This is a genomic window from Paraburkholderia fungorum (genome assembly GCF_046027605.1).
GTDB classification, from domain to species: Bacteria; Pseudomonadota; Gammaproteobacteria; order Burkholderiales; family Burkholderiaceae; genus Paraburkholderia; species Paraburkholderia fungorum_F.
In genome coordinates this window covers 136,850-154,639 of record NZ_JAQQEF010000014.1, presented here as the reverse complement: position 1 = coordinate 154,639, position 17,790 = coordinate 136,850, and the positions used below count along the sequence as shown (strand labels likewise).

At 62.0% G+C, this 17,790-nt stretch carries 19 protein-coding genes; 7 read left to right on the top strand and 12 right to left on the bottom strand.

Annotated features, from left to right (window positions below; translation table 11 throughout):
• Nucleotides 1-10 precede the first annotated feature (10 nt).
• Entirely contained in the window at nt 11-655 is a 645-nt protein-coding gene (locus PQR53_RS23145; protein WP_408458911.1) for a hypothetical protein, read from the top strand.
• Between the two features lie 3 nt (nt 656-658).
• Here PQR53_RS23145 and PQR53_RS23140 read toward each other — a convergent pair whose 3' ends face one another.
• Nucleotides 659-1,582 carry an HTH-type transcriptional regulator ArgP gene (locus PQR53_RS23140; RefSeq protein ID WP_408458908.1) on the bottom strand — a complete coding sequence of 308 codons (924 nt, stop codon included), beginning with the start codon at nt 1,580-1,582 and terminating at the stop codon, nt 659-661.
• 106 nt (nt 1,583-1,688) lie between these two features.
• The gene (locus tag PQR53_RS23135; protein ID WP_408458906.1) at nt 1,689-2,540 is read right to left on the bottom strand and encodes a LysR family transcriptional regulator; all 852 of its coding nucleotides are present in this window, start codon (nt 2,538-2,540) and stop codon (nt 1,689-1,691) included.
• A 101-nt stretch (nt 2,541-2,641) separates the two neighbouring features.
• On the opposite strand from PQR53_RS23135, the gene PQR53_RS23130 reads away from it, so the two are divergent.
• Both PQR53_RS23130 and PQR53_RS23125 read left to right on the top strand, forming a co-directional pair.
• Nucleotides 2,642-3,025 (top strand): tautomerase family protein, encoded by a 384-nt coding sequence (locus tag PQR53_RS23130; RefSeq protein ID WP_408458903.1) that lies wholly within the window; start codon nt 2,642-2,644, stop codon nt 3,023-3,025.
• Between the two features lie 111 nt (nt 3,026-3,136).
• Nucleotides 3,137-3,973, top strand: a complete 837-nt coding sequence (locus PQR53_RS23125; RefSeq protein WP_408458900.1) for a TOBE domain-containing protein — start codon at nt 3,137-3,139, stop codon at nt 3,971-3,973.
• A 40-nt stretch (nt 3,974-4,013) separates the two neighbouring features.
• On the opposite strand, the gene PQR53_RS23120 is transcribed toward PQR53_RS23125, so the two are convergent.
• From PQR53_RS23120 to PQR53_RS23105, 4 genes are all read right to left on the bottom strand, one after another.
• Nucleotides 4,014-4,715 carry a sulfate/molybdate ABC transporter ATP-binding protein gene (locus PQR53_RS23120; RefSeq protein ID WP_408458897.1) on the bottom strand — a complete coding sequence of 234 codons (702 nt, stop codon included), beginning with the start codon at nt 4,713-4,715 and terminating at the stop codon, nt 4,014-4,016.
• Nucleotide 4,716: 1 nt separating this feature from the next.
• The gene (gene modB, locus PQR53_RS23115) at nt 4,717-5,391 is read right to left on the bottom strand and encodes a molybdate ABC transporter permease subunit (protein ID WP_408458894.1); all 675 of its coding nucleotides are present in this window, start codon (nt 5,389-5,391) and stop codon (nt 4,717-4,719) included.
• Between the two features lie 25 nt (nt 5,392-5,416).
• A complete protein-coding gene (gene modA, locus PQR53_RS23110) occupies nt 5,417-6,190 on the bottom strand; it encodes a molybdate ABC transporter substrate-binding protein (RefSeq protein WP_408458891.1) in 774 nt (257 codons plus the stop codon).
• 166 nt (nt 6,191-6,356) lie between these two features.
• Complete coding sequence (locus tag PQR53_RS23105; RefSeq protein ID WP_408458888.1) at nt 6,357-7,058, bottom strand: phosphatase PAP2 family protein; 702 nt, start codon at nt 7,056-7,058, stop codon at nt 6,357-6,359.
• A gap of 380 nt (nt 7,059-7,438) precedes the next feature.
• On the opposite strand from PQR53_RS23105, the gene PQR53_RS23100 reads away from it, so the two are divergent.
• Together PQR53_RS23100 and PQR53_RS23095 are read left to right on the top strand one after the other, a co-directional pair.
• On the top strand, nt 7,439-8,635 hold the full coding sequence (locus PQR53_RS23100) for an extracellular catalytic domain type 1 short-chain-length polyhydroxyalkanoate depolymerase (protein WP_408458885.1): 1,197 nt from the start codon (nt 7,439-7,441) through the stop codon (nt 8,633-8,635).
• Between the two features lie 108 nt (nt 8,636-8,743).
• Nucleotides 8,744-8,920, top strand: coding sequence for a DUF3563 family protein (locus PQR53_RS23095; RefSeq protein WP_408458883.1), 177 nt, complete (start codon nt 8,744-8,746; stop codon nt 8,918-8,920).
• Between the two features lie 105 nt (nt 8,921-9,025).
• Here the strand turns inward: PQR53_RS23095 and PQR53_RS23090 are convergent, their stop codons facing one another.
• The 6 genes from PQR53_RS23090 to PQR53_RS23065 form a co-directional block, all read right to left on the bottom strand.
• The gene (locus tag PQR53_RS23090; protein ID WP_408458880.1) at nt 9,026-10,525 is read right to left on the bottom strand and encodes a cryptochrome/photolyase family protein; all 1,500 of its coding nucleotides are present in this window, start codon (nt 10,523-10,525) and stop codon (nt 9,026-9,028) included.
• Between the two features lie 264 nt (nt 10,526-10,789).
• Nucleotides 10,790-11,209: an organic hydroperoxide resistance protein gene (locus PQR53_RS23085; protein WP_408458877.1), complete on the bottom strand. Its 420-nt coding sequence runs from the start codon at nt 11,207-11,209 to the stop codon at nt 10,790-10,792.
• A gap of 171 nt (nt 11,210-11,380) precedes the next feature.
• Complete coding sequence (locus tag PQR53_RS23080; protein WP_323043245.1) at nt 11,381-11,833, bottom strand: MarR family winged helix-turn-helix transcriptional regulator; 453 nt, start codon at nt 11,831-11,833, stop codon at nt 11,381-11,383.
• Nucleotides 11,834-12,128: 295 nt separating this feature from the next.
• Complete coding sequence (locus PQR53_RS23075) at nt 12,129-12,935, bottom strand: BPSS1780 family membrane protein (protein WP_408458875.1); 807 nt, start codon at nt 12,933-12,935, stop codon at nt 12,129-12,131.
• Nucleotides 12,926-13,921 (bottom strand): homoserine kinase, encoded by a 996-nt coding sequence (locus PQR53_RS23070; RefSeq protein ID WP_408458872.1) that lies wholly within the window; start codon nt 13,919-13,921, stop codon nt 12,926-12,928. The genes PQR53_RS23075 and PQR53_RS23070 overlap by 10 nt, the downstream gene beginning before the upstream one ends.
• Nucleotides 13,922-14,267: 346 nt before the next feature.
• Nucleotides 14,268-14,663, bottom strand: a complete 396-nt coding sequence (locus PQR53_RS23065; protein ID WP_408458869.1) for a hypothetical protein — start codon at nt 14,661-14,663, stop codon at nt 14,268-14,270.
• 200 nt (nt 14,664-14,863) lie between these two features.
• Between PQR53_RS23065 and PQR53_RS23060 the strand changes: the two genes are divergently transcribed.
• Both PQR53_RS23060 and PQR53_RS23055 read left to right on the top strand, forming a co-directional pair.
• A complete protein-coding gene (locus PQR53_RS23060; RefSeq protein ID WP_408458866.1) occupies nt 14,864-16,390 on the top strand; it encodes an AMP nucleosidase in 1,527 nt (508 codons plus the stop codon).
• A 670-nt stretch (nt 16,391-17,060) separates the two neighbouring features.
• A complete protein-coding gene (locus PQR53_RS23055) occupies nt 17,061-17,543 on the top strand; it encodes a hypothetical protein (RefSeq protein WP_408458863.1) in 483 nt (160 codons plus the stop codon).
• The last annotated feature ends 247 nt before the right edge of the window (nt 17,544-17,790 follow it).

The window sequence follows — 17,790 nt, the reverse complement described above, 5'->3', positions numbered from 1 at the left end:
GAAGCAGGAGATGTGGGTTCGAGTTGTAGCAATGGCAGTGGCAGCGTGGTGTGCGTCCGGTGCCGCAATGGCGGCGGGTTATTCGGAAGTGTGGAATCCGCCCGAGTCGGCCGGGCATACGGCGAAGCATCCCAGGAAAACGACGGGTGCCACCAAGGTCAAGTCTAGCGCTAGTGCGAAGGCCGGTTCGAAGCACGCGGCGGGCGGTCAACATGGTGCGCAGCGGGTTGTGTTGGCGTCGAAGAGCGGTGGTGCCAGGCCGGCAGCGCACGGAAGTGTGAAGAAGGTCGCGGCTAAGAATGCTGGCCACGCTGGCGTGGCGAAGGTCGCGGGCAAGCCTAAGTCGAAGTCGAAGGCAACAGTAGTTGCGCAGGGTAAAAAATCGCGCGCACCACTCGCTCAGGCGAAACCGGCTCAAGGCAGGGTCATGCATGCCAACCTGGTTCAAGGCCACACGGCGCATGCGCACGTGGTCAAGGTGGTGGCGAAAACCGGCGCGGCCAAACCGGCGGCAGTCCATACGAATGCGCCTGCTAACGCCGCAAATGTGACGGCGAGTCCCGCTGCCGCCACGGCCAATCCCACCACGGCTAATCCCACCACGGCCAATCCCGCCACCGCCAGCAGCGGCTCGTTGCCGCCGATCCTCCACTAACCTTCAGGCGCCGCGTTTGCGTTTGACCTTCGTACCCGGCGGACCCAGGGCAGTCCGGCCGAGTTCGACGATGCGCGCCGAAAGCCTTTCGAGCCGTGGCGACTGGACCTTCCAGGTGTGCCAGTACAGCTCGACGTTGGTGGGCTGCTTCGGCGCAAGGTCGATCAGTTCGCCGCGCTCGACGGCATCGCCGAATTCCAGTTCGGGCACCATGCCATAAGCCAGGCCACGCTGGATCGCCATGTAACGCGGCACCGGCGCGGGCACGTAGTGGCACGGATAAGCTTCCGGCGGCAGGCCGAAACGTGTCTCAAGAAAGCGCGCCTGCAACGCGTCCTTACGTGAGGAGAGGATCACCGGCGCGCGCCGCGCGCTTTCACGCGTCAATCCATGCGGAAACCATCGCTCGACGAACGCCGCCGACGCCACCAGCCGGTAGCGCATCGCGCCGAGTCGCTCCGCGAAACAGCCCCGCATCGGCGCCGGTTCGGTAGTGATGCAGCCGATCGCAAGTCCTGAGGCGAGCAGGGCGTGGGTGTGATCCTGATCGTCGACGGTCAGATCGAGCAGCACGTTTTCCTGCAGCAGGATTTCGGAGAGCGCGGGGAAAAACCACGTGGACAAGGTATCCGCATTCACTGCGGCGGCGACGTTCAGCAAGGCTTCGTTCGCGCCCGCGAGATCGCTGGCGAAGTCGTCTTCGAGTAAGGCCGTGCGCCGTAGATATTGCAACAGACGCTGGCCCGTCTGCGTCGCGCGACAGGGGCGCGTGCGGACAATCAGTGGGTTGCCCAGACGCGTTTCGAGTGCCCGCACACGCTGCGAGACCGCCGACGGGGTGAGGTTCAGGCGCACGGCGGCCTGCTCGAAGCTGCCGGTTTCGATGACTGCGCGGACAGCGGCGGTTTGTCGAGGGTCGAGGTCCACTGAGTGCCTATATGAGAGAGGGCGCCACGCGGCTTTATCAGGCTTCGCGCCGCCTCATGCCGCTTTGCGAGGACGGCCGCCTTTGCTGATCAAGCGTCTTGATGTCTCATGCGCTTGCCAACCCATTCGTCATCAACCGCAACGTTTCCATCGACCGCTTATCCCTCACCCGCGAATGCACACTCACGCGCGATTCCGGGAGCTGAGGCAAACCGAGCCGAGCGCCGACATCCACCAGGCCACGCGGCGCCACTCTGCGCGCCAGCGGCGACACGGCGAGCCCAGCTGCGACCGCGGCGCCGACCGCCGTCACACCGCCGCCGACGAACACTTCCTGCCACGCAACCCCCGCCTCATTCAGCGTTTGCAGCGCGATGTCGCGCACATTGCAGGGCGGACTCAGCAGCGCGAGCGCCAACGGCTCGCCGACGCGCGGCAGCCATTGCGGCGTGGCGAGCCAGCCAAGCGGCTCGCTGAACAGAACCTGCGCGTCGTCACGCGGCGGCTCGTCGGGACCATGGCGGACGATCACCGCGTCGAGGCGCCGTTCGTCGAATTGCGCGAGCAGCGCTGCCGACATGCCCAGATGCAATTCGACCACGAGACCCGGATCATGCGCGTTGAGCCGCGCGAGCAACGCCGGCAAGTCCGTTCCCGCGACGTGCTCGCTCAGCCCGAGCGTGAGCCGCCGCCGCTCCACCGACAGCGAACCCAGCGCCCGCTCGTGCGCGCTCAGCAGATCGCGGGCCGCGCCAAGGAACGCGCTGCCGTCCGCGGAAAGACGCACGACGCGTGGTGTGCGTTCCACCAACTGCTTGCCGAGATGCGCCTCCAGCCGCTTGAGCTTCAGGCTGACGGCCGATTGCGTGGTGTCGAGCGCGTCGGCGGCCCGCGTGAAGCTGTGCAGATCGGCGACCAGCACGAATGCGCGCACAGCATCGAGATCGAGGACTTTCATTTGGATTCAATATAGATGAAATAGCCGATGATGGCTGTTCATTATGACTGAGTGCGCCTAAGCTGTGTTTACCCCATCACAGCAACCAAGGAGGTTTCATCATGCCGCTCACACGAATCGCATTGCGCGCCGGCAAGCCGGCGGAATATCGGAAGGCACTGACGGACAGCATCCAGCGCTCGCTGGTGGAGACGTGCAATGTGCCGAAAGACGACATCTTCATGCTGATCACCGAGCACGAAGCCGGCAATTTTATTTACGACAGGCAGTATCTGAACATCGAACGCAGCGACGATCTCGTGGTGATTCAGATCACGTTTAACAACACGCGCACGCTCGAACAAAAGAAGGCGCTGTACAAACGGATGGCGGATGAACTGGCGGAGTCGCCTGGGCTGCGACGAGAGGATGTGTTCATCAATCTCGTCGAGGTGCTGAAGGAGAATTGGTCGTTTGGGAACGGGATCGCGCAGTACGCGGTTTGACGTTCCGGTGAACTCGATGGCCGGCGCGGATTGGGCGGCGCCCGTCCGCCGGGAGAGGCGCGCATCGCTATAATGATTCGCTGTCCTTTCCTACCTCGCCGACCCGCCGCCATGACATCCGACCGCACCGATCCGTCTCACGAAGCCCTTGAACTTGGCGGCTCCGTCTGGTTTCAGGCCGGCGCGCAAACGCTCGGCGGCGCGGCGCGGATCGCGCTGCTCGCGGCGATCGGCGAGACCGGTTCGATCACCAGCGCGGCGAAAGCCGTCGGCATGAGCTACAAAGGCGCGTGGGACGCCGTCGACACGATGAACAATCTCGCTGGCGAACCGCTGGTCGTGCGCTCGACCGGCGGCAAAGGTGGCGGCGGCACGAAGCTCACGCCGCGCGCCGTGAAGCTGATCGAGACGTTCCGGGCGGTCGAACGCGAGCATCGGCGCTTTCTCGAACGCGCGGGTGCGGCAATCGAAGGCTTTGCGACGGATTGGGATCTGATCGGCCGCATCGCCGTGAAAACGAGCGCGCGCAATCAGTTTTATGGCATGGTGTCGGCGATCACGCGCGGCACGGTCAACGACGAAGTGTCGCTGGCGCTGACCGGCGGCCACACAATTGTCGCGATAGTCACGCATGAAAGCACCGAGACGTTGGGGCTTGCGGTGGGCTCGGCGGCGTTCGCGTTGATCAAGGCGTCGTGGGTGGTGCTGTTCGTGGAGGCTGGCAGCGGTGCGCCGCTGAAACTGTCCGCGCGCAACCAGTTGCGCGGCAGGGTAGAGAGCGTGAAGCGCGGGGCGGTCAACGCGGAAGTGTCGTTGGTGCTGGAAGGCGGCGCGGTAATTACCGCAGTCGTCACGAATGAGAGCGTCGACACGCTCGGACTCGCGGAAGGTGGGACCGCGGTTGCGGCGTTCAAGGCGTCGAGCGTGATTCTTGGCGTGAAGGATTGAGGCGCTGAGGTTCTTGAGACTCGGACGGCACGCGGCGGCCTTAAGGCTCGCTGCGCACATACCCGGTGAACGCCTGATTCTCGCGCACGCAACCATCGCTGACCTGCACGACCTGATCGCCGAACGCGGCGACATCGTCGGGATCATGGGTGATCAACACCATCGGAATATCGAGCCGCGTCTGCAGGTCCGACAGCTCGCGCCGCATACGCTGACGCAGCGCGCTATCGAGTGCGGAAAACGGTTCGTCCAGTAACAGCAGCCGAGGTTGCGCGACAAGCGCCCGCGCCAGTGCCACGCGCTGCTTCTGTCCGCCCGAGAGCTGCACAGGATGATTCCCCGCCACGCTTTTTAACTCGAGTGCCTCGAGCCAGTAGTCGACTTGCGGGTGCGCGATTTTCGCCCGCGGATTGAGCCAACCCTGCTGCAACCCGAAGCCGATGTTCTGCCGCACGTTCAGATGCGGAAACAGCGCGTAGTCCTGAAACAGAAACGCAATCTTGCGTGCCTGCGGTTTCAGATCGACGCCGCGCGCGCTGTCGAATAAAGCGTTGCCGTGCAGCGCGATCGTGCCTTCGTTGGGGCGCAGCAAGCCGGCAATGGCCTGCAACGTCAAACTCTTTCCCGCACCCGACGGCCCGAACAGCACCACGCGCTGCGTGATCGTCTCGAACGAGACGTCCAGCGTGAAGCGTCGCTCGGCACTCTCGAAGGTCTTGCGGATGTCGACGGCGAGCGGCATATCAGCGGGACTGCAAAAGCGTGTGCTGTGGCACCAGACGGCCCGCGAGCAACAGGATTACGACACACGTCACCGAAGTCACGAGCACGAGGAAATTGGCGGTGCTGTCGTCGCCGGCTTGCACGGCTGAATAGACAGCAACCGAGAGTGTCTGCGTGCGTCCCGGCAAATTGCCCGCGATCATCAGCGTCGCGCCAAATTCGCCTAGCGCCCGCGCAAACGCCAGCAATCCGCCAGCGAGAATGCCGCGTGCCGCGAGCGGCAGCGTCACGCGAAAGAAGATTCCCGTCTCGCTGACGCCGAGCGTGCGGGCGGCCCGCTCGAGCTGCGGATCGACCGCCTCGAAGGCGGCGCGTGCCGATTTCAGCACGAGCGGAAACGCGACGACCGTCGACGCGATCACCGCGCCCTGCCAGGTGAACACCAACTGGATGCCATGGCGATCGAGCCAGCCGCCGATCACGCCACGCCGGCCCAACAAGACGAGCAGGTAGTAGCCGAGCACGGTGGGCGGCAGCACGAGTGGCAACATGAGTAGCGAATCGATCACATCGCGCGCGCCCGAGCGCCAGCGCGACAGACCGAAGCCTGCCGCGACGCCGAATACCAGATTGAGCGCGGTGGCCCAGCCCGCCACTTTCAGCGACAGCAAGAGCGGAATCCAGGCCTGTTGCATGGGCGTGCGATACCTGCTTGAAAAGTTAATGCGCGGGCTTGAATCCGTACTTCGCCAGCACGGCCTGGCCGGCCGGCGACAGCACGAAATTCATAAAGGCCTGGGCGTCGGCTGCGTGACGGCTGCCTTCGACTTGCGCGATCGGATAGGTAATCGGCGTTTGCGTCGGCACGTTCATCGCGACCTTGACCTTGTCCGGCATGACTGCGGCGTCAGTGCTGAACACGAAGCCCGCGTCGACTTCGCCGCGCGACACATAATCCAGGCTCTGGCGTACGTTCGATGCCAGGACGGCCTTCGCACTCACCGCGTCCCATACGCCCGCTGCTTGCAATGCGCCTTGCGTATAGCGGCCAACCGGCACTGAGGCCGGATCGCCATAAGCGACACGCTTCACGTTCGCCGACGTCAGGTCGTTCAGCGACGCGGGCGCAAAGTGGCTGTCGGTCGGCACGATCAGCACCAGCGAATTGGCGGCGAAGTCCTTGCGCGTAGCCGGGACGATCACCTTTTCCGCGGCGGCCTTGTCCATCGCTTTCTGATCAGCGGAGGCGAATACGTCGGCGGGTGCGCCTTTGACGATTTGCTGCATCAACACGTCGGATGCGCCGAAGTTCAGCAACACCTTGGTGCCGGGATGCTGCTGCTCGAAGACCTCGCTCACTGCCTTGAAGGCGTTGGTCAAGCTGGCGGCGGCGGAAACCACCAGTTCGTCGGCACGTGCGTTGGCGCTGACGGCAACGGAGATGGCGCTGGCGATGAACAGCGCATGTTTCGCAAGGCGACGGGACAGTGTCATGCGGCTGGAGGTCCGGCATGGACCGGAACGGTGGGTTAAAACGCTATCGTAATATACGAAAGGTTATAGCGGTACCCATGACGACTATTAGTCGTGCGCACGAAGCGGCGCGCGGATCGATCGAGGTGGAATTCAGTCGCCGGACGGGCAGCCGGCTGAACGTGCTTCAGACATCCGGCGAGTGGGGCGGCGCAAGCGTGTTAAGCGTTTGCGACAACGGCGCCGTGGCCGGGCGTACGTCACGAACGGCTTTCCACTTGGCGCGAATGAACGGTCTGTCGTGGCCCGAGACCTTCAGCGCAATATGCGTGACCCAACGTTGTGTCGGCACGTGCACGCCGTGCATCAGCACCGCGAGGATCATCAGACTCGCAGTGACGGGCAACGCCGACAGCCGTCCCGGCTCGGCATTCCAGGCCATGCGGACAAAGACCAGCGCTGCCAGCGCACCGACCAGGCAGCCGGTAACGGCTTCAGACGGCGAGTGAGCGCTCAGCACGACGCGCGACAAGCCAACCGCGATGCCCGCGGCCAGACCTAGCAGGACGCCAAGCAGACGAAGCGCTGGACGCGCCGGCAGCAACATCAGGAACAGCGCGACCGGATAGACGGCGGTAGAGAGCATGGCGTGACCGCTGACGCCGGTGAAATCCAGTTCGCGCACGCCGACGCCCCAACCGAGGAAAGCCAGCTTGGTCACGGTCACAACGCCGATGGCCGCGCCAAGCAGCAGCAGCCAGCCGGCAGCCATGCGCCACGTGTAGCCGACCGCCAGCCAAAGTGCGATGGCGAACGCGAGCGGCAGCGTCATACCGGCACCGCCGAGGCTGGTGATCGAGTACCACAAATGGGCAGGCAAATCGGGCATGGCAAAGGCGCGACCAAGGCCGCGTAGAATCGGGTTGGTAATGGTTTAACGGGTTTAACGCAGGTTTAACGCGCAGGCGGCATGAATCGCCGACGCAGCAAAAAAGCGTGTACCGAAATGATTTACCCCGCCAGTATAGACGGGTGCCAAGGGCCGGACTCGCCACGCACCAGGCTTTTTGTGACGGAGCGTGGGCTGGCGAACAAGCTTTGCGACGGTTTGACGTTGATGTGACTGCAAGGTTCGCTGGGGGAAAATTCCGGTGCCCGGTAGCGGTTTTGGCCCTCAGCATCGCATGAGGATTGGTGTTATTGTGCATTGCACAACGAAGCGTCGTTCGATCGAGCGGCACCTGTCCCTTTTTGCGAGGTTATCCGCCGATGGCAAAAAGTCTATCGAAAATCTGGCTGCGCGGTCTCAAGCGGCTGCTCGCCATTCAAACCGAGCACGCTCACGCAACGACCAAGCGCGCCCCCAAACGGCCGGTCCGCGCTGCCACCAGTAAGCCTTCGGCCAAGGCCCGTCCTATCAAGCCGGCGGCAGCGTTGCGCGCATCCGCGAAACGCGAGGCGCCGCGCACTGCCCCACGGGAATCGCGAGTTCGGCCCCGCGCCTCGGCGTGGGCGAGCGGTTCGTGGACGCGCTCGTTCCATTCGGCGCCTGCCTCGCCCGGGCGGCTCGTCAATCATCTGCAATACGGTTTGTACATGCCGTCCGGTCATACGCTCGAGGCGATGCCGCTGGTGGTGATGCTGCACGGCTGCACCCAGTCGATTGACGAATTCGCGGAAGGCACCCGGATGAACGTGCTCGCCGACCGGTTCGGCTTTGCCGTGGTCTATCCTGAGCAGTCGAAGCACGTGCATTCGCATCGCTGCTGGCATTGGTACGACGCCAGTGACAGCGCCGGCGGCGCTGAGGCGCGTGCGGTCGTCTCGCTGGTGGATTCGCTGATTGCTCAGCATGGCTTCGACGCCGAGCGGGTGTATGTCGCCGGCATCTCTGCGGGCGCCGGCCTGACGGCGCTTCTGGCCGTCAACTATCCGGAGCACTTCGCGGCGGTCGCGCTGCATTCCGGCCCCGCTTTCGGCGAGGCTCGCTCCGGCATTGCGGCAATGGATGTGATGCGGCGCGGCGCCCGCCGCGAGCCGGCCGAGCTGGTCGACGAACTCGTCAATGTGGCTGAATACCCGGGCATGCCCGCCATCATCCTCCATGGCGACGCCGACCATGTGGTCGCGCCGGTCAATGCGGACCAGTTGGCGGCGGAGTTTCTCCGACTGAACCGCATCGTCGACGAGAAAGGCGCGCGCAAATCCGGCGAAGTTCGGGAAGAGCGCAAGAGCGGCGTGATGATGCGCGACTATCTTCGCGGCGGGCGGCGCGTGGTGCGGCTGTGCCGTGTGCAAGGGCTCGCACACGCCTGGAGTGGCGGCGACGACGCCGTGCCGTTCCATTCCGCCAAAGGTCCGGACGCAAGCGCCCTGGTGTGGGAGTTCTTCAAGCATCAACGCCGCACTGGCGCAGGCCGTATCGCTGAAAGCGCCGCCACGGAAGCCTCGGGGGGCGTTCGGTGACAGCGGAACCACACTTCGAAATGAATAGTGGCGCGGTCCGAGGGTTTTCCCTATAATAGGGGTTATCCCTTAGGCGTTAACGCCTAAAATTCATTGTCGAGGTTGACCATGTATCTGCTTAGCCGCCTGTTTCTGTTCCTGACCAAATCGCCCGATCAACTCGCGAAAGAACGCGCTGACGCTTTCCTCGCAGAGGCAACCGATCTGTATGATCTGGAATTCCGTATGCGCAAGCTTGACCGTGAGGCGCGCACCCGCCAGCCGTCGTGGATGAACCAGCACTAAAGCTGCGCAAGTTGAAGCATCGGCGTGTATTTGAAGAGCGTCGGTGTTTGGGCGAGTTGTTCAAGGTGTTACCCATTCCTCGATCAAATCTGCGTGAGCAGGCGCTCACTTGCCGAAACGGGCAAGCGTACGCTGCCGAGCTTCGGCATGGTCGACGATCGGCGCAGGATAATCCTTACCCAATATCACGTCGAATTCCGCGAGCCGCTCCGCGCCCGCCAGCCATGGCGCGTGGATCCATTTGGCCGGCAGCTTCGCAAGCTGGGGCAGATAGCGTTTGATAAAGCGCCCTTCAGCGTCGAATTTTTCCGATTGCGTGATCGGATTGAAAATCCGGAAATACGGTTGCGCATCACATCCCGTCGATGCCGCCCATTGCCAGCCGCCGTTATTCGCCGAGAAATCGAAGTCGTTCAGTAATTCCGCGAAGTAGCGCTCGCCGAGCCGCCAGTCCACGCCCAGATCCTTCACCAGAAAGCTTGCCGTTACCATTCGCAGCCGGTTGTGCATGTAGCCCGTGCGGTTCAGTTGCAGCATCGCGGCATCCACCAGCGGATAGCCCGTTCGGCCGTCGCACCATGCGGCGAACGCTTCGCCGGCTTCCGGGCCCTGTGCCCAGCGCAGTTGGTCGTACTCTTCCTTGAATGACGCGCCGGCCGCCAGCCTCGGATGATGCGCGAGGATCATGAAGTAGAAATCCCGCCAGACCAACTCCGAAAGCCATGTGGCCGAGCCTTCCCCGTCGGGCTGCAGCGACATCTCGTGCGCGAGTCGTACGAGTGTGCGGATCGAAACGGTACCGAAGCGCAAATGCACCGACAGATAGCTTGGACCTTTAGCAGCGGGGAAGTCGCGCCGGTCCTTATAGCTGTCGATGCGAGTCATGAAGTCGTCGAGCAGACGTTGCGCTCCGCTCATGCCAGTGGGCAGGTTGAGCTCCGCAAGATTGCTCGGTGCGAAACCGAGTTGATTGAGCGTCGGTAACGGGTGGTCCAGGCTGGACGGCAAGGTGGCCAGATGTTTCGCGTAGGTTTCGACGGGATACGGCTTCAGATCGAAGGCCGTCAGCTGCTTGAGCCACGCGTTTTTGTAAGGCGTGAACACCGTGAAGGGTTTGTTCTGACCCGTCAGCACCTCATCGCGTTCGAAAATGACCTGGTCCTTGAACGTCAGCAACTGGCGTCTGGCAACGGTCAGCCGCTCCCGCACCGTCTCGTCACGCTCGATTGCGACCGGTTCGTAATCGTGATTCGCAAATACCACGTCTACGCCGAGCTCGTCGGCAAGCCTCGGCACGAGATCAGCCGGATTGCCGTACAGCACGATGAGGCCGCCGCCTTTGGCGCGCAAGGCCGCGTCCAATTCGCTCAACGCAGCGAGAATGAACTCGATCCGCCGGTCCTGTGGTTGTGTATCCGGATGGCGAGCTTGCCAGGCGCCGATCAGCGGTTGCAGGATCGTCGTGTCGAATACGAAGACGCACCAGACCTGCTCGCAATGCTTGAGCGCGTAGTAAAGCGCGGCGTTATCCGTGTTGCGCAGGTCGCGGCGGAACCAGACCAGACCGGTATCGAAGGTGTCGTTCAGGCGTCGGGCGCGTGTCATCGGAATCATCGGTCGGATGGAGGGTTGTGCGGCCGGGCATCGAGCGGCGCATTGGGTTCTGTCACGCGAAAACGTATTACTGCGCTGCGCGATTGTTCACCGGGTTAGCGATGGTAAGTGATCGCACAGTCCGGTATTGCACATTGCATGCCGCCTTCGCAAACGGAACAGTGCCCGTAACTGTTTTGCAGGTACGGGCACTGTTCATGGCGAGGCGGTTTAGCCGCGCCGCGCCGGTTCAGCGCGATTCATCATGGCCAGGCCTTACGCGACTTGCAAACGCACCGCGACGTTGTTGCGCGTGGCGTTCGAGTACGGGCAGACCTGATGCGCGGCGTCGACCAGTTCCTTCGCTGCGTCAGCGGGGAGGCCCGGCAACGAGATGCGCAGATCGATGTCGAGCGCGAAGCCGCCGTTGTCGTTCGGGCCGATACCCACTTCCGCCGTGACTTGCGTGTCAGCCGGCAAAGCCTGCTTGCGCTGGCCGGCGACGAATTTCATCGCGCTCAGGAAACAGGCCGAATAGCCGGCTGCAAAGAGTTGTTCCGGGTTGGTGCCCGCCGCGCCCGTGCCGCCCAGTTCACGGGGTGCTGCCAGCTTCACGTCCAACGCGTTGTCCGACGATACTGCACGGCCGTCACGGCCACCGGTGCTGGTTGCGCTTGCCTTGTAGAGAATGTTCATGGTGCTGCTCCTTTGTCTGGGTTGAGAGGATCTCATGCTTGCCGCTGTTGCTCGGCCACCGTTCCGGCGGCGCCCTATCGAAGCGGCATATGACAAAGATAGTACACAAATCATTTGTGTGCAAATGAATTTTTGCATCATAGCGATAGCGTGCTTTTTGAAGCAGGCTGGCTAGTGGTCCATGAAATCGTTGAGAGTGGCGCGAAGGCGCGTCAGATCGTCTCGCAGACGGAGCAGGAATTCGGGTGTCTGCTGGGTTGCGCAGAGGATTTCCGCCGGCACTTCGCGCGCCTGGCGCTTCAGTGCGGTGCCGGCTTTCGTGAGGCGGATATAGACGAGCCGCTCATCTTCCACGCCGCGTACCCGTTCCAGGTAGCCTTGCGCCTCGAGGCGCTTGAGGAGCGGCGTGACCGTTGCCGAGTCGAGATTCAGACGCGCGGCGAGGTCTTTGACCGTGACGTCGTCGGCTTCCCAGAGCACCAGCATCGCAAGATATTGCGGATAGGTGAGGCCGAGCTTGTCGAGCAGCGGCTTATACGCTTTCGTCATCGCAAGCGAGGTCGAATAGAGCGCGAAGCAGAGTTGTTCGTCGAGCGTGAAGGGCAAAGCGGGGCGCTGGGTCATGGTGCATCTCGCATAAAAAGAGCGTGCAAATCGATTGCGTGCAAACCATTGTGCCGCAATTCGAGGCCGGTTGACGAGTGTGGCGGGGATGTGGAACAGCGGCGCGGGGCCGCATGACGTGCCCTGAGGCGCAAGCGCTGAGGGCACCCGAGACGAGAGTACAGGGCCGCCGGGGCTGGTATGCGGACGGTCAGACGGGGACTGCGAAGGACACCAGGACGGAAGCGGGCAGCGTTCCGAATCGAAAGCACGCGGGCGCCAAAAGAACGCCCGCGCCTGAATAGCTAGCCGTCGTTCAAGCTGCCGGCGTGGTCGGCAGGTCCGGCGTTTCGGGCGTCTGCACGCCGAAGCAGCCGCGATAAGTCGCGTAGAACGAGCAGTACAGCATGGTCGTCACGATCATCGTGGCGGGCATCAGAATCGCGAACGCGAAGTCGCCCGCGCCCAGCGCCTGCATCAGCGCGGACAAGCCGAATGAGACGGTTGTTGCCACCGCGAACCACAATGCGCCGAACACGATGAACGCGCCGCGATTGCGCCAGCAACTGACGATGCTGAAGAACATCGCCTTGATGGGCGGCACGTCGTGCCACGCGGCAAGAATTGGCGAGAACCAGAAAATCATCGCGACCGGAATGTAGAACGCGAACGCGGTGATCACCGCCAGCGGAATATTGCTGTTGGCAATCGCCTCTTGATCCATCGTGGCCGCGCCGAGCATGATCTTCAGCAGCATGCCGCCGTCGGCGAGTGCCGAACCGGCCAGCACCAGCGCCATTGCGACGACATACAGCACACCGAGCACGAGCAGACGTTTGGTGACCACGGGGCCGTACGAATGAAAGCCGTCGACCAGAATGGTCGGGAACACCGGCTTGCCGGCGATGGTGTTGCGGCACGCCGCCATGAAACCGACCGCGACACCCGGAATGAAGACGAGCGGCAGCACGCCGCCGATGACCGGAATCTGCGCCGCCAACGTCATGACCAGCAGATAAGTGAAGAACAGCGTCAGAAACGCAAGCGGGTTCTTGCGGAACAGCCAGATACCTTGCCGGAACCAGACATAGCCGGTTTTCGCGGGGACTTCGATCAGTTGCATGAGGTATGAATGCCTGGAAGTGCAACGCCGGACAGGCGTTCGCGCAGAATGCGCTCGAAATGGCCGGGATCGTGCGGTTTGAGCAGCTCCGCCGCGCGCGGCAAATGAAAATCATACAGGCGCGAGACCCAGAAGCGGTAAGCGCCCGCACGCAGCATGTCGCCCCAGTGGCGGTTTTCTTCGACGGTGAACGGGCGTACGGTCTGGTAGGCACGCAGCATGGCTTCGGTGCGCGCTTCGTCCAGCTTGCCGGTGGCGAGGTCGACGCACCAGTCGTTGACCGTGACCGCGACATCGAACAGCCACTTGTCGCAGCCGGCGAAATAGAAGTCGAAGAAGCCGCCGAGCCGCACCTCGTGGCCGGTTGCCGGCTCGGCATGCGCGAACAGCGCGTTGTCGCGGAACAGGTCGGCGTGACAGGGGCCTTCAGGCAACGCGGCGTAATCCGTCGACGCGAAGAAAGCCTCCTGATGCGCCAGTTCGGACGACAGCAAGTCGCGCTGCGCGCCCTCGAGGAACGGCAGGATGGTGGGCACGGTTTCCTTCCACCACGGCAGGCTGCGCAGATTCGGCTGATAACGCGCGTAATCGCGCCCTGCCAGATGCATGCGCGCCAGCATTTGCCCGACCTCGACGCAATGCTCGACTTGCGGCGCCAATTCCGGCGCACCTTCGAGCTTGGTCACGATCGCCGCGGGCTTGCCGTGCAGCGTGCCGAACAGCGCGCCGTCTTCGCGCGGCATGGGATCCGGCACCGGCACGCGGTGCGCGGCCAGATGCTGCATCAGGTCGAGATAGAACGGCAGTTGTCCGGCCGTCAGCTTTTCGAAAATCGTGAGGACGTATTCACCGCGCGTCGTCGTCAGAAAGAAGTTGCTGTTCTCAATACCGGACGGGATGCCGCGAAACTCGACGACGTCGCCGAGATCGTAATGACGCATCCATTCTGCTAGTTGGGGTTCGGTGACAGCGGTGAAGACAGCCATGCGGGAAACGTCGGATCAGAAGTTAGTCGGGCTGGCGCGATGCGGCCAGTGCGAGGTGTGGCAAATGTGTTGCGGACTGCGCGATCAAGCTCAATCGGGCTGCGGGTTCCGGCCAAGCAACTGGCCGTGCAACGGGCCGCGATCTGGCCACGACTCTGGCCGCGATCCTCGCCATCCCGCCAAAGCCGTAAATCGTTGCGGCAATTGAGCGCGGCATCGCGGTGTTTCAGGCCATGCTGCAGGTGGCGCTAAAAATAGCCAGGCAAGCTGAAATCCCGAGGCGACGCCCTCGGGCCGCATAGATCCCGGGGGCGCGGTTCATGCCGCGCCGCCGCCCAGGCATGCATCAATAAGTCAGATTCACCGACGGCAACCGCGTGCTCGCGCGGCCGTTGTCGCGCACGCTGGGCGACGTGTCGAGCGGCGCGCTCATCTGATAGTGCGTGCCGAGATTCGAACGCACGTTGATTTCAACGGGCTTGCCTTTGTCGCGATATTCGGTGATTTCGGTGCCGTTAGCGCTGCGTTCGTAGAAACTTGGGGTGCGCGGAACGTTGATTTCGACCTTCGAACTGACCTCAGCGCCCGGACGATTGATCTTCTCCAGGTCAGGCAGACCGGCCCGTTCGTTGGCGGACTGGGGCGCACCGGGGGCCGGAGTGTCATCGACAGGCTGGGCAGCCATCGCGGCGTTGCCAAAGGCGAGGGCCAGTGCAACGGCGACGGGAAGGAGCGGCTTCATGGTGATTCTCCAATATGGTGCCCCGATTCTAGCAAATCCAGCCTTGCCCACGGGCGCGATCGCCTCATTTTGCGCCGCTTTCGCGCGCCGCGCGCGCAATCTTGCGACCGCTGTTGCAGCAGTTGTAGTAGGTGCCGCGGGGTCATTTGGCGATCGCGGGTTCCGTGGTAATGTCGTCTCATCAATAGGGGCGAATGAAGATGAACAACGATACCAATCAACGCGCGGTGCAGACTCCCGCCAACAGCTTCCCGACCGAATCCTTTGACGACGCCACCGAGGCCGTCACGCGTTTGTCGGCGATCTACGAAGCGAACACTTCGTTTCTGCGCGACGCCTTCGCGCGCTATCGCCGCAACGAACTGTTCGAACGCCGGGTGCGCGCCTGCTACCCGTTCGTCCGGGTGTGCACCGAAGTCAACACGCATATCGATTCGCGCCGCTCGTACGGTTTCGTCGCGGGCCCTGGCGTGTTCGAGACCACGGTCACGCGGCCGGATCTGTTCGGCAACTACTATCGCGAGCAGTTGCGTTTGCTGGCCAAGAACCATCACGTGAAGATCGAAGTGGGTGTGTCCGATCAGCCGATTCCGATTCACTTCGCGTTCGCTGAAGGCATCCACCTCGAGGGCGATCTGGATCGCGAGCGCCTGTTCCTGATGCGCGACGTATTCGACACGCCAGACCTCGCGCTGCTCGACGACCGCATCGTCAACGGCACGTATGAGCCGCTGCCGGGCGAGCCGCATCCGCTTGCGCTGTTCACGGCGGCGCGGGTGGATTTCTCGCTGCATCGGCTGAAGCACTACACGGCGACCTCGCCCACGCATTGCCAGAATTACGTGCTGTACACGAACTACCAGTTCTATATCGACGAGTTCGTCAAGCTCGGCCGCACGATGATGGCCCATACCGACGACGAGGAATTGCGCGCGTATCGCAACGAATACACGTCGTTCGTCGAACCGGGCGACGTGATCACATACAACGAGAATCTCGGCGAGCAGACGCAGGAGGGCACGGCGCCGCCGCGTCTGCCGCAGATGCCCGCCTATCACCTCAAGCGTGCCGACGGCAGCGGCATCACGATGATCAACATCGGTGTCGGGCCATCGAACGCGAAGACCATCACCGACCACGTCGCCGTGCTGCGTCCGCATGCGTGGATCATGCTCGGCCACTGCGCGGGGCTGCGTAACACGCAGCGTCTGGGTGACTACGTGCTGGCGCACGGCTATGTGCGCGAAGATCACGTGCTCGACGACGATTTGCCGCTGTGGGTGCCGATTCCCGCGCTCGCCGAAGTGCAGGTGGCGCTGGAGCGCGCGGTCGCGCAGATCACGCAACTGGATGGTGTCGAACTGAAGCGCGTGATGCGCACGGGCACGGTGGCGAGCGTCGATAACCGTAACTGGGAGTTGCGCGATCATCGCGAGCCGGTGCAGCGATTGTCGCAAAGCCGCGCGGTGGCGCTCGACATGGAAAGCGCGACGATCGCTGCCAACGGGTTCCGTTTCCGGGTGCCTTACGGCACCTTGCTATGCGTGTCGGACAAGCCTTTGCATGGCGAATTGAAACTGCCCGGCATGGCGGATCAGTTCTATCGCGCGCAGGTCGATCAGCATTTGCAGATCGGCGTGAAGGCAATGGAGTTGTTGCGGATGAATGGGCTGCATCGGTTGCATAGCCGGAAGTTGCGTAGTTTTGCGGAGGTGGCGTTTCAGTGAGTGCTATGCGCTGCCCTGGCGGAATACGGCTGTGAACGGATCGGCCATATGGAGCATTGCGCCAGGGCAATCGCATGCAGCTCACTCGCCGATCCGGCTGTAGCGCGACGTTGATCGGATCGACCAACTCCACGATCGCCATGATCCCGTTGCTTTTGTTTTTCGTGCCCACGCGTCCCGGTACCACGCCAAGCTACTGCCGTACGCCGACACCAGATGGAGCTCCCACTGGTCGCCGCGCACCGTCTTGCCGTTGAGGGCTACCGATCTGATCGGCCAACGTCCGAAACAGATGCGCATTCCAGCTTCGCTTCGGTGCGTGTCTGAATTGCTGCCCGGCTATCGACGCTCAACCGAGTTGCACGCCGCGCCACCACCGCTATCTCCGTCAGATCATGAGCCGGTGTGCGGCTGCGCGGATCGCGCAAATCTCCAAACGCCCCTTCGATACTGAATTACGCCTTCTTGCTCTGCTTTTCCCTGGCCTCAAAAGCCAGAGCACACGCGCCTTCAACAAAGCTTACAGGGTGCTCGTCGCCATCTGTAACGTTTCATGCGATCGCGCTGCGCTTATTCACCGCAATAGCCGCCATTCTTTCGGAATTATCTGATGTCAATCACGTCTGCGGTGACGATACATTCGCAAATGTAGTGAAAGCTACATTTGCGAATGACGATATCCACCAAACTAAATAAAAACGCGATGACTACCAGACGGTTATTTTTGCAAAAAAGTGCATTGGCTCTTATTGGCATTACATATAAAGTCGCAAAAGCATCGCCGCCATCCCCTCAGATTGCAGCCACTTCACTGCGCGGATATGCGCTAACAAACGGCGCGACTGCATTGAGACGCGACGATGGGTCATGGGTATTCTGGGTGCGCATCATAAACTTTGAGGATCCGAATAGTGATATTTCAGCGAGTCTCCAGCTGGCGACTGATAAAGGGTTCTCGCAGATTATTGATGTCCTGCCTGTCGTTCTAACAAAGACAAAATCATTTATCGCACAGCCGGTGTATGCGCCTAAAACAGGCAATGTACAGATCTATTACCGCTACGTTGTCGGATCAAGTCCGTCTACCGCGCCATCCGTCAGTTCCTCAGTGAATTCAATTGCCCCGTGGAATACAGAGTCAAAGGCTGAATGAAATGGCAAAAGCAGAAATGGTGTTTCAGTTCATCGAAAATGGTTCGAATTTGATGACTACTTTTCAGGCATTTATGTCCGCAGTAAATAGCCCGAATGACTCGCTGTCAGTTATACAGAATGGCACCAACGTCGTTGCGACCATAACAAATGTCACTCCGATGCTGCAGCCAATACGCATTCAGACAAACCGGATGAATGCGACGTCTGCATTAATAAGGGTTATGGCGGATTGGAAAACCCAAATA

Excerpts from the sequence above, each read along its gene's own strand:
- PQR53_RS23145 (WP_408458911.1), top strand. The coding sequence starts at position 11 with ATGTGGGTTCGAGTTGTAGCAATGGCAGTGGCAGCGTGGTGTGCGTCC.
- PQR53_RS23135 (WP_408458906.1), bottom strand. The coding sequence starts at position 2,540 with ATGAAAGTCCTCGATCTCGATGCTGTGCGCGCATTCGTGCTGGTCGCC.
- PQR53_RS23130 (WP_408458903.1), top strand. The coding sequence starts at position 2,642 with ATGCCGCTCACACGAATCGCATTGCGCGCCGGCAAGCCGGCGGAATAT.
- PQR53_RS23125 (WP_408458900.1), top strand. The coding sequence starts at position 3,137 with ATGACATCCGACCGCACCGATCCGTCTCACGAAGCCCTTGAACTTGGC.
- PQR53_RS23120 (WP_408458897.1), bottom strand. The coding sequence starts at position 4,715 with ATGCCGCTCGCCGTCGACATCCGCAAGACCTTCGAGAGTGCCGAGCGA.
- modB (WP_408458894.1), bottom strand. The coding sequence starts at position 5,391 with ATGCAACAGGCCTGGATTCCGCTCTTGCTGTCGCTGAAAGTGGCGGGC.
- modA (WP_408458891.1), bottom strand. The coding sequence starts at position 6,190 with ATGACACTGTCCCGTCGCCTTGCGAAACATGCGCTGTTCATCGCCAGC.
- PQR53_RS23105 (WP_408458888.1), bottom strand. The coding sequence starts at position 7,058 with ATGCCCGATTTGCCTGCCCATTTGTGGTACTCGATCACCAGCCTCGGC.
- PQR53_RS23100 (WP_408458885.1), top strand. The coding sequence starts at position 7,439 with ATGGCAAAAAGTCTATCGAAAATCTGGCTGCGCGGTCTCAAGCGGCTG.
- PQR53_RS23095 (WP_408458883.1), top strand. The coding sequence starts at position 8,744 with ATGTATCTGCTTAGCCGCCTGTTTCTGTTCCTGACCAAATCGCCCGAT.
- PQR53_RS23090 (WP_408458880.1), bottom strand. The coding sequence starts at position 10,525 with ATGACACGCGCCCGACGCCTGAACGACACCTTCGATACCGGTCTGGTC.
- PQR53_RS23085 (WP_408458877.1), bottom strand. The coding sequence starts at position 11,209 with ATGAACATTCTCTACAAGGCAAGCGCAACCAGCACCGGTGGCCGTGAC.
- PQR53_RS23080 (WP_323043245.1), bottom strand. The coding sequence starts at position 11,833 with ATGACCCAGCGCCCCGCTTTGCCCTTCACGCTCGACGAACAACTCTGC.
- PQR53_RS23075 (WP_408458875.1), bottom strand. The coding sequence starts at position 12,935 with ATGCAACTGATCGAAGTCCCCGCGAAAACCGGCTATGTCTGGTTCCGG.
- PQR53_RS23070 (WP_408458872.1), bottom strand. The coding sequence starts at position 13,921 with ATGGCTGTCTTCACCGCTGTCACCGAACCCCAACTAGCAGAATGGATG.
- PQR53_RS23065 (WP_408458869.1), bottom strand. The coding sequence starts at position 14,663 with ATGAAGCCGCTCCTTCCCGTCGCCGTTGCACTGGCCCTCGCCTTTGGC.
- PQR53_RS23060 (WP_408458866.1), top strand. The coding sequence starts at position 14,864 with ATGAACAACGATACCAATCAACGCGCGGTGCAGACTCCCGCCAACAGC.
- PQR53_RS23055 (WP_408458863.1), top strand. The coding sequence starts at position 17,061 with ATGACGATATCCACCAAACTAAATAAAAACGCGATGACTACCAGACGG.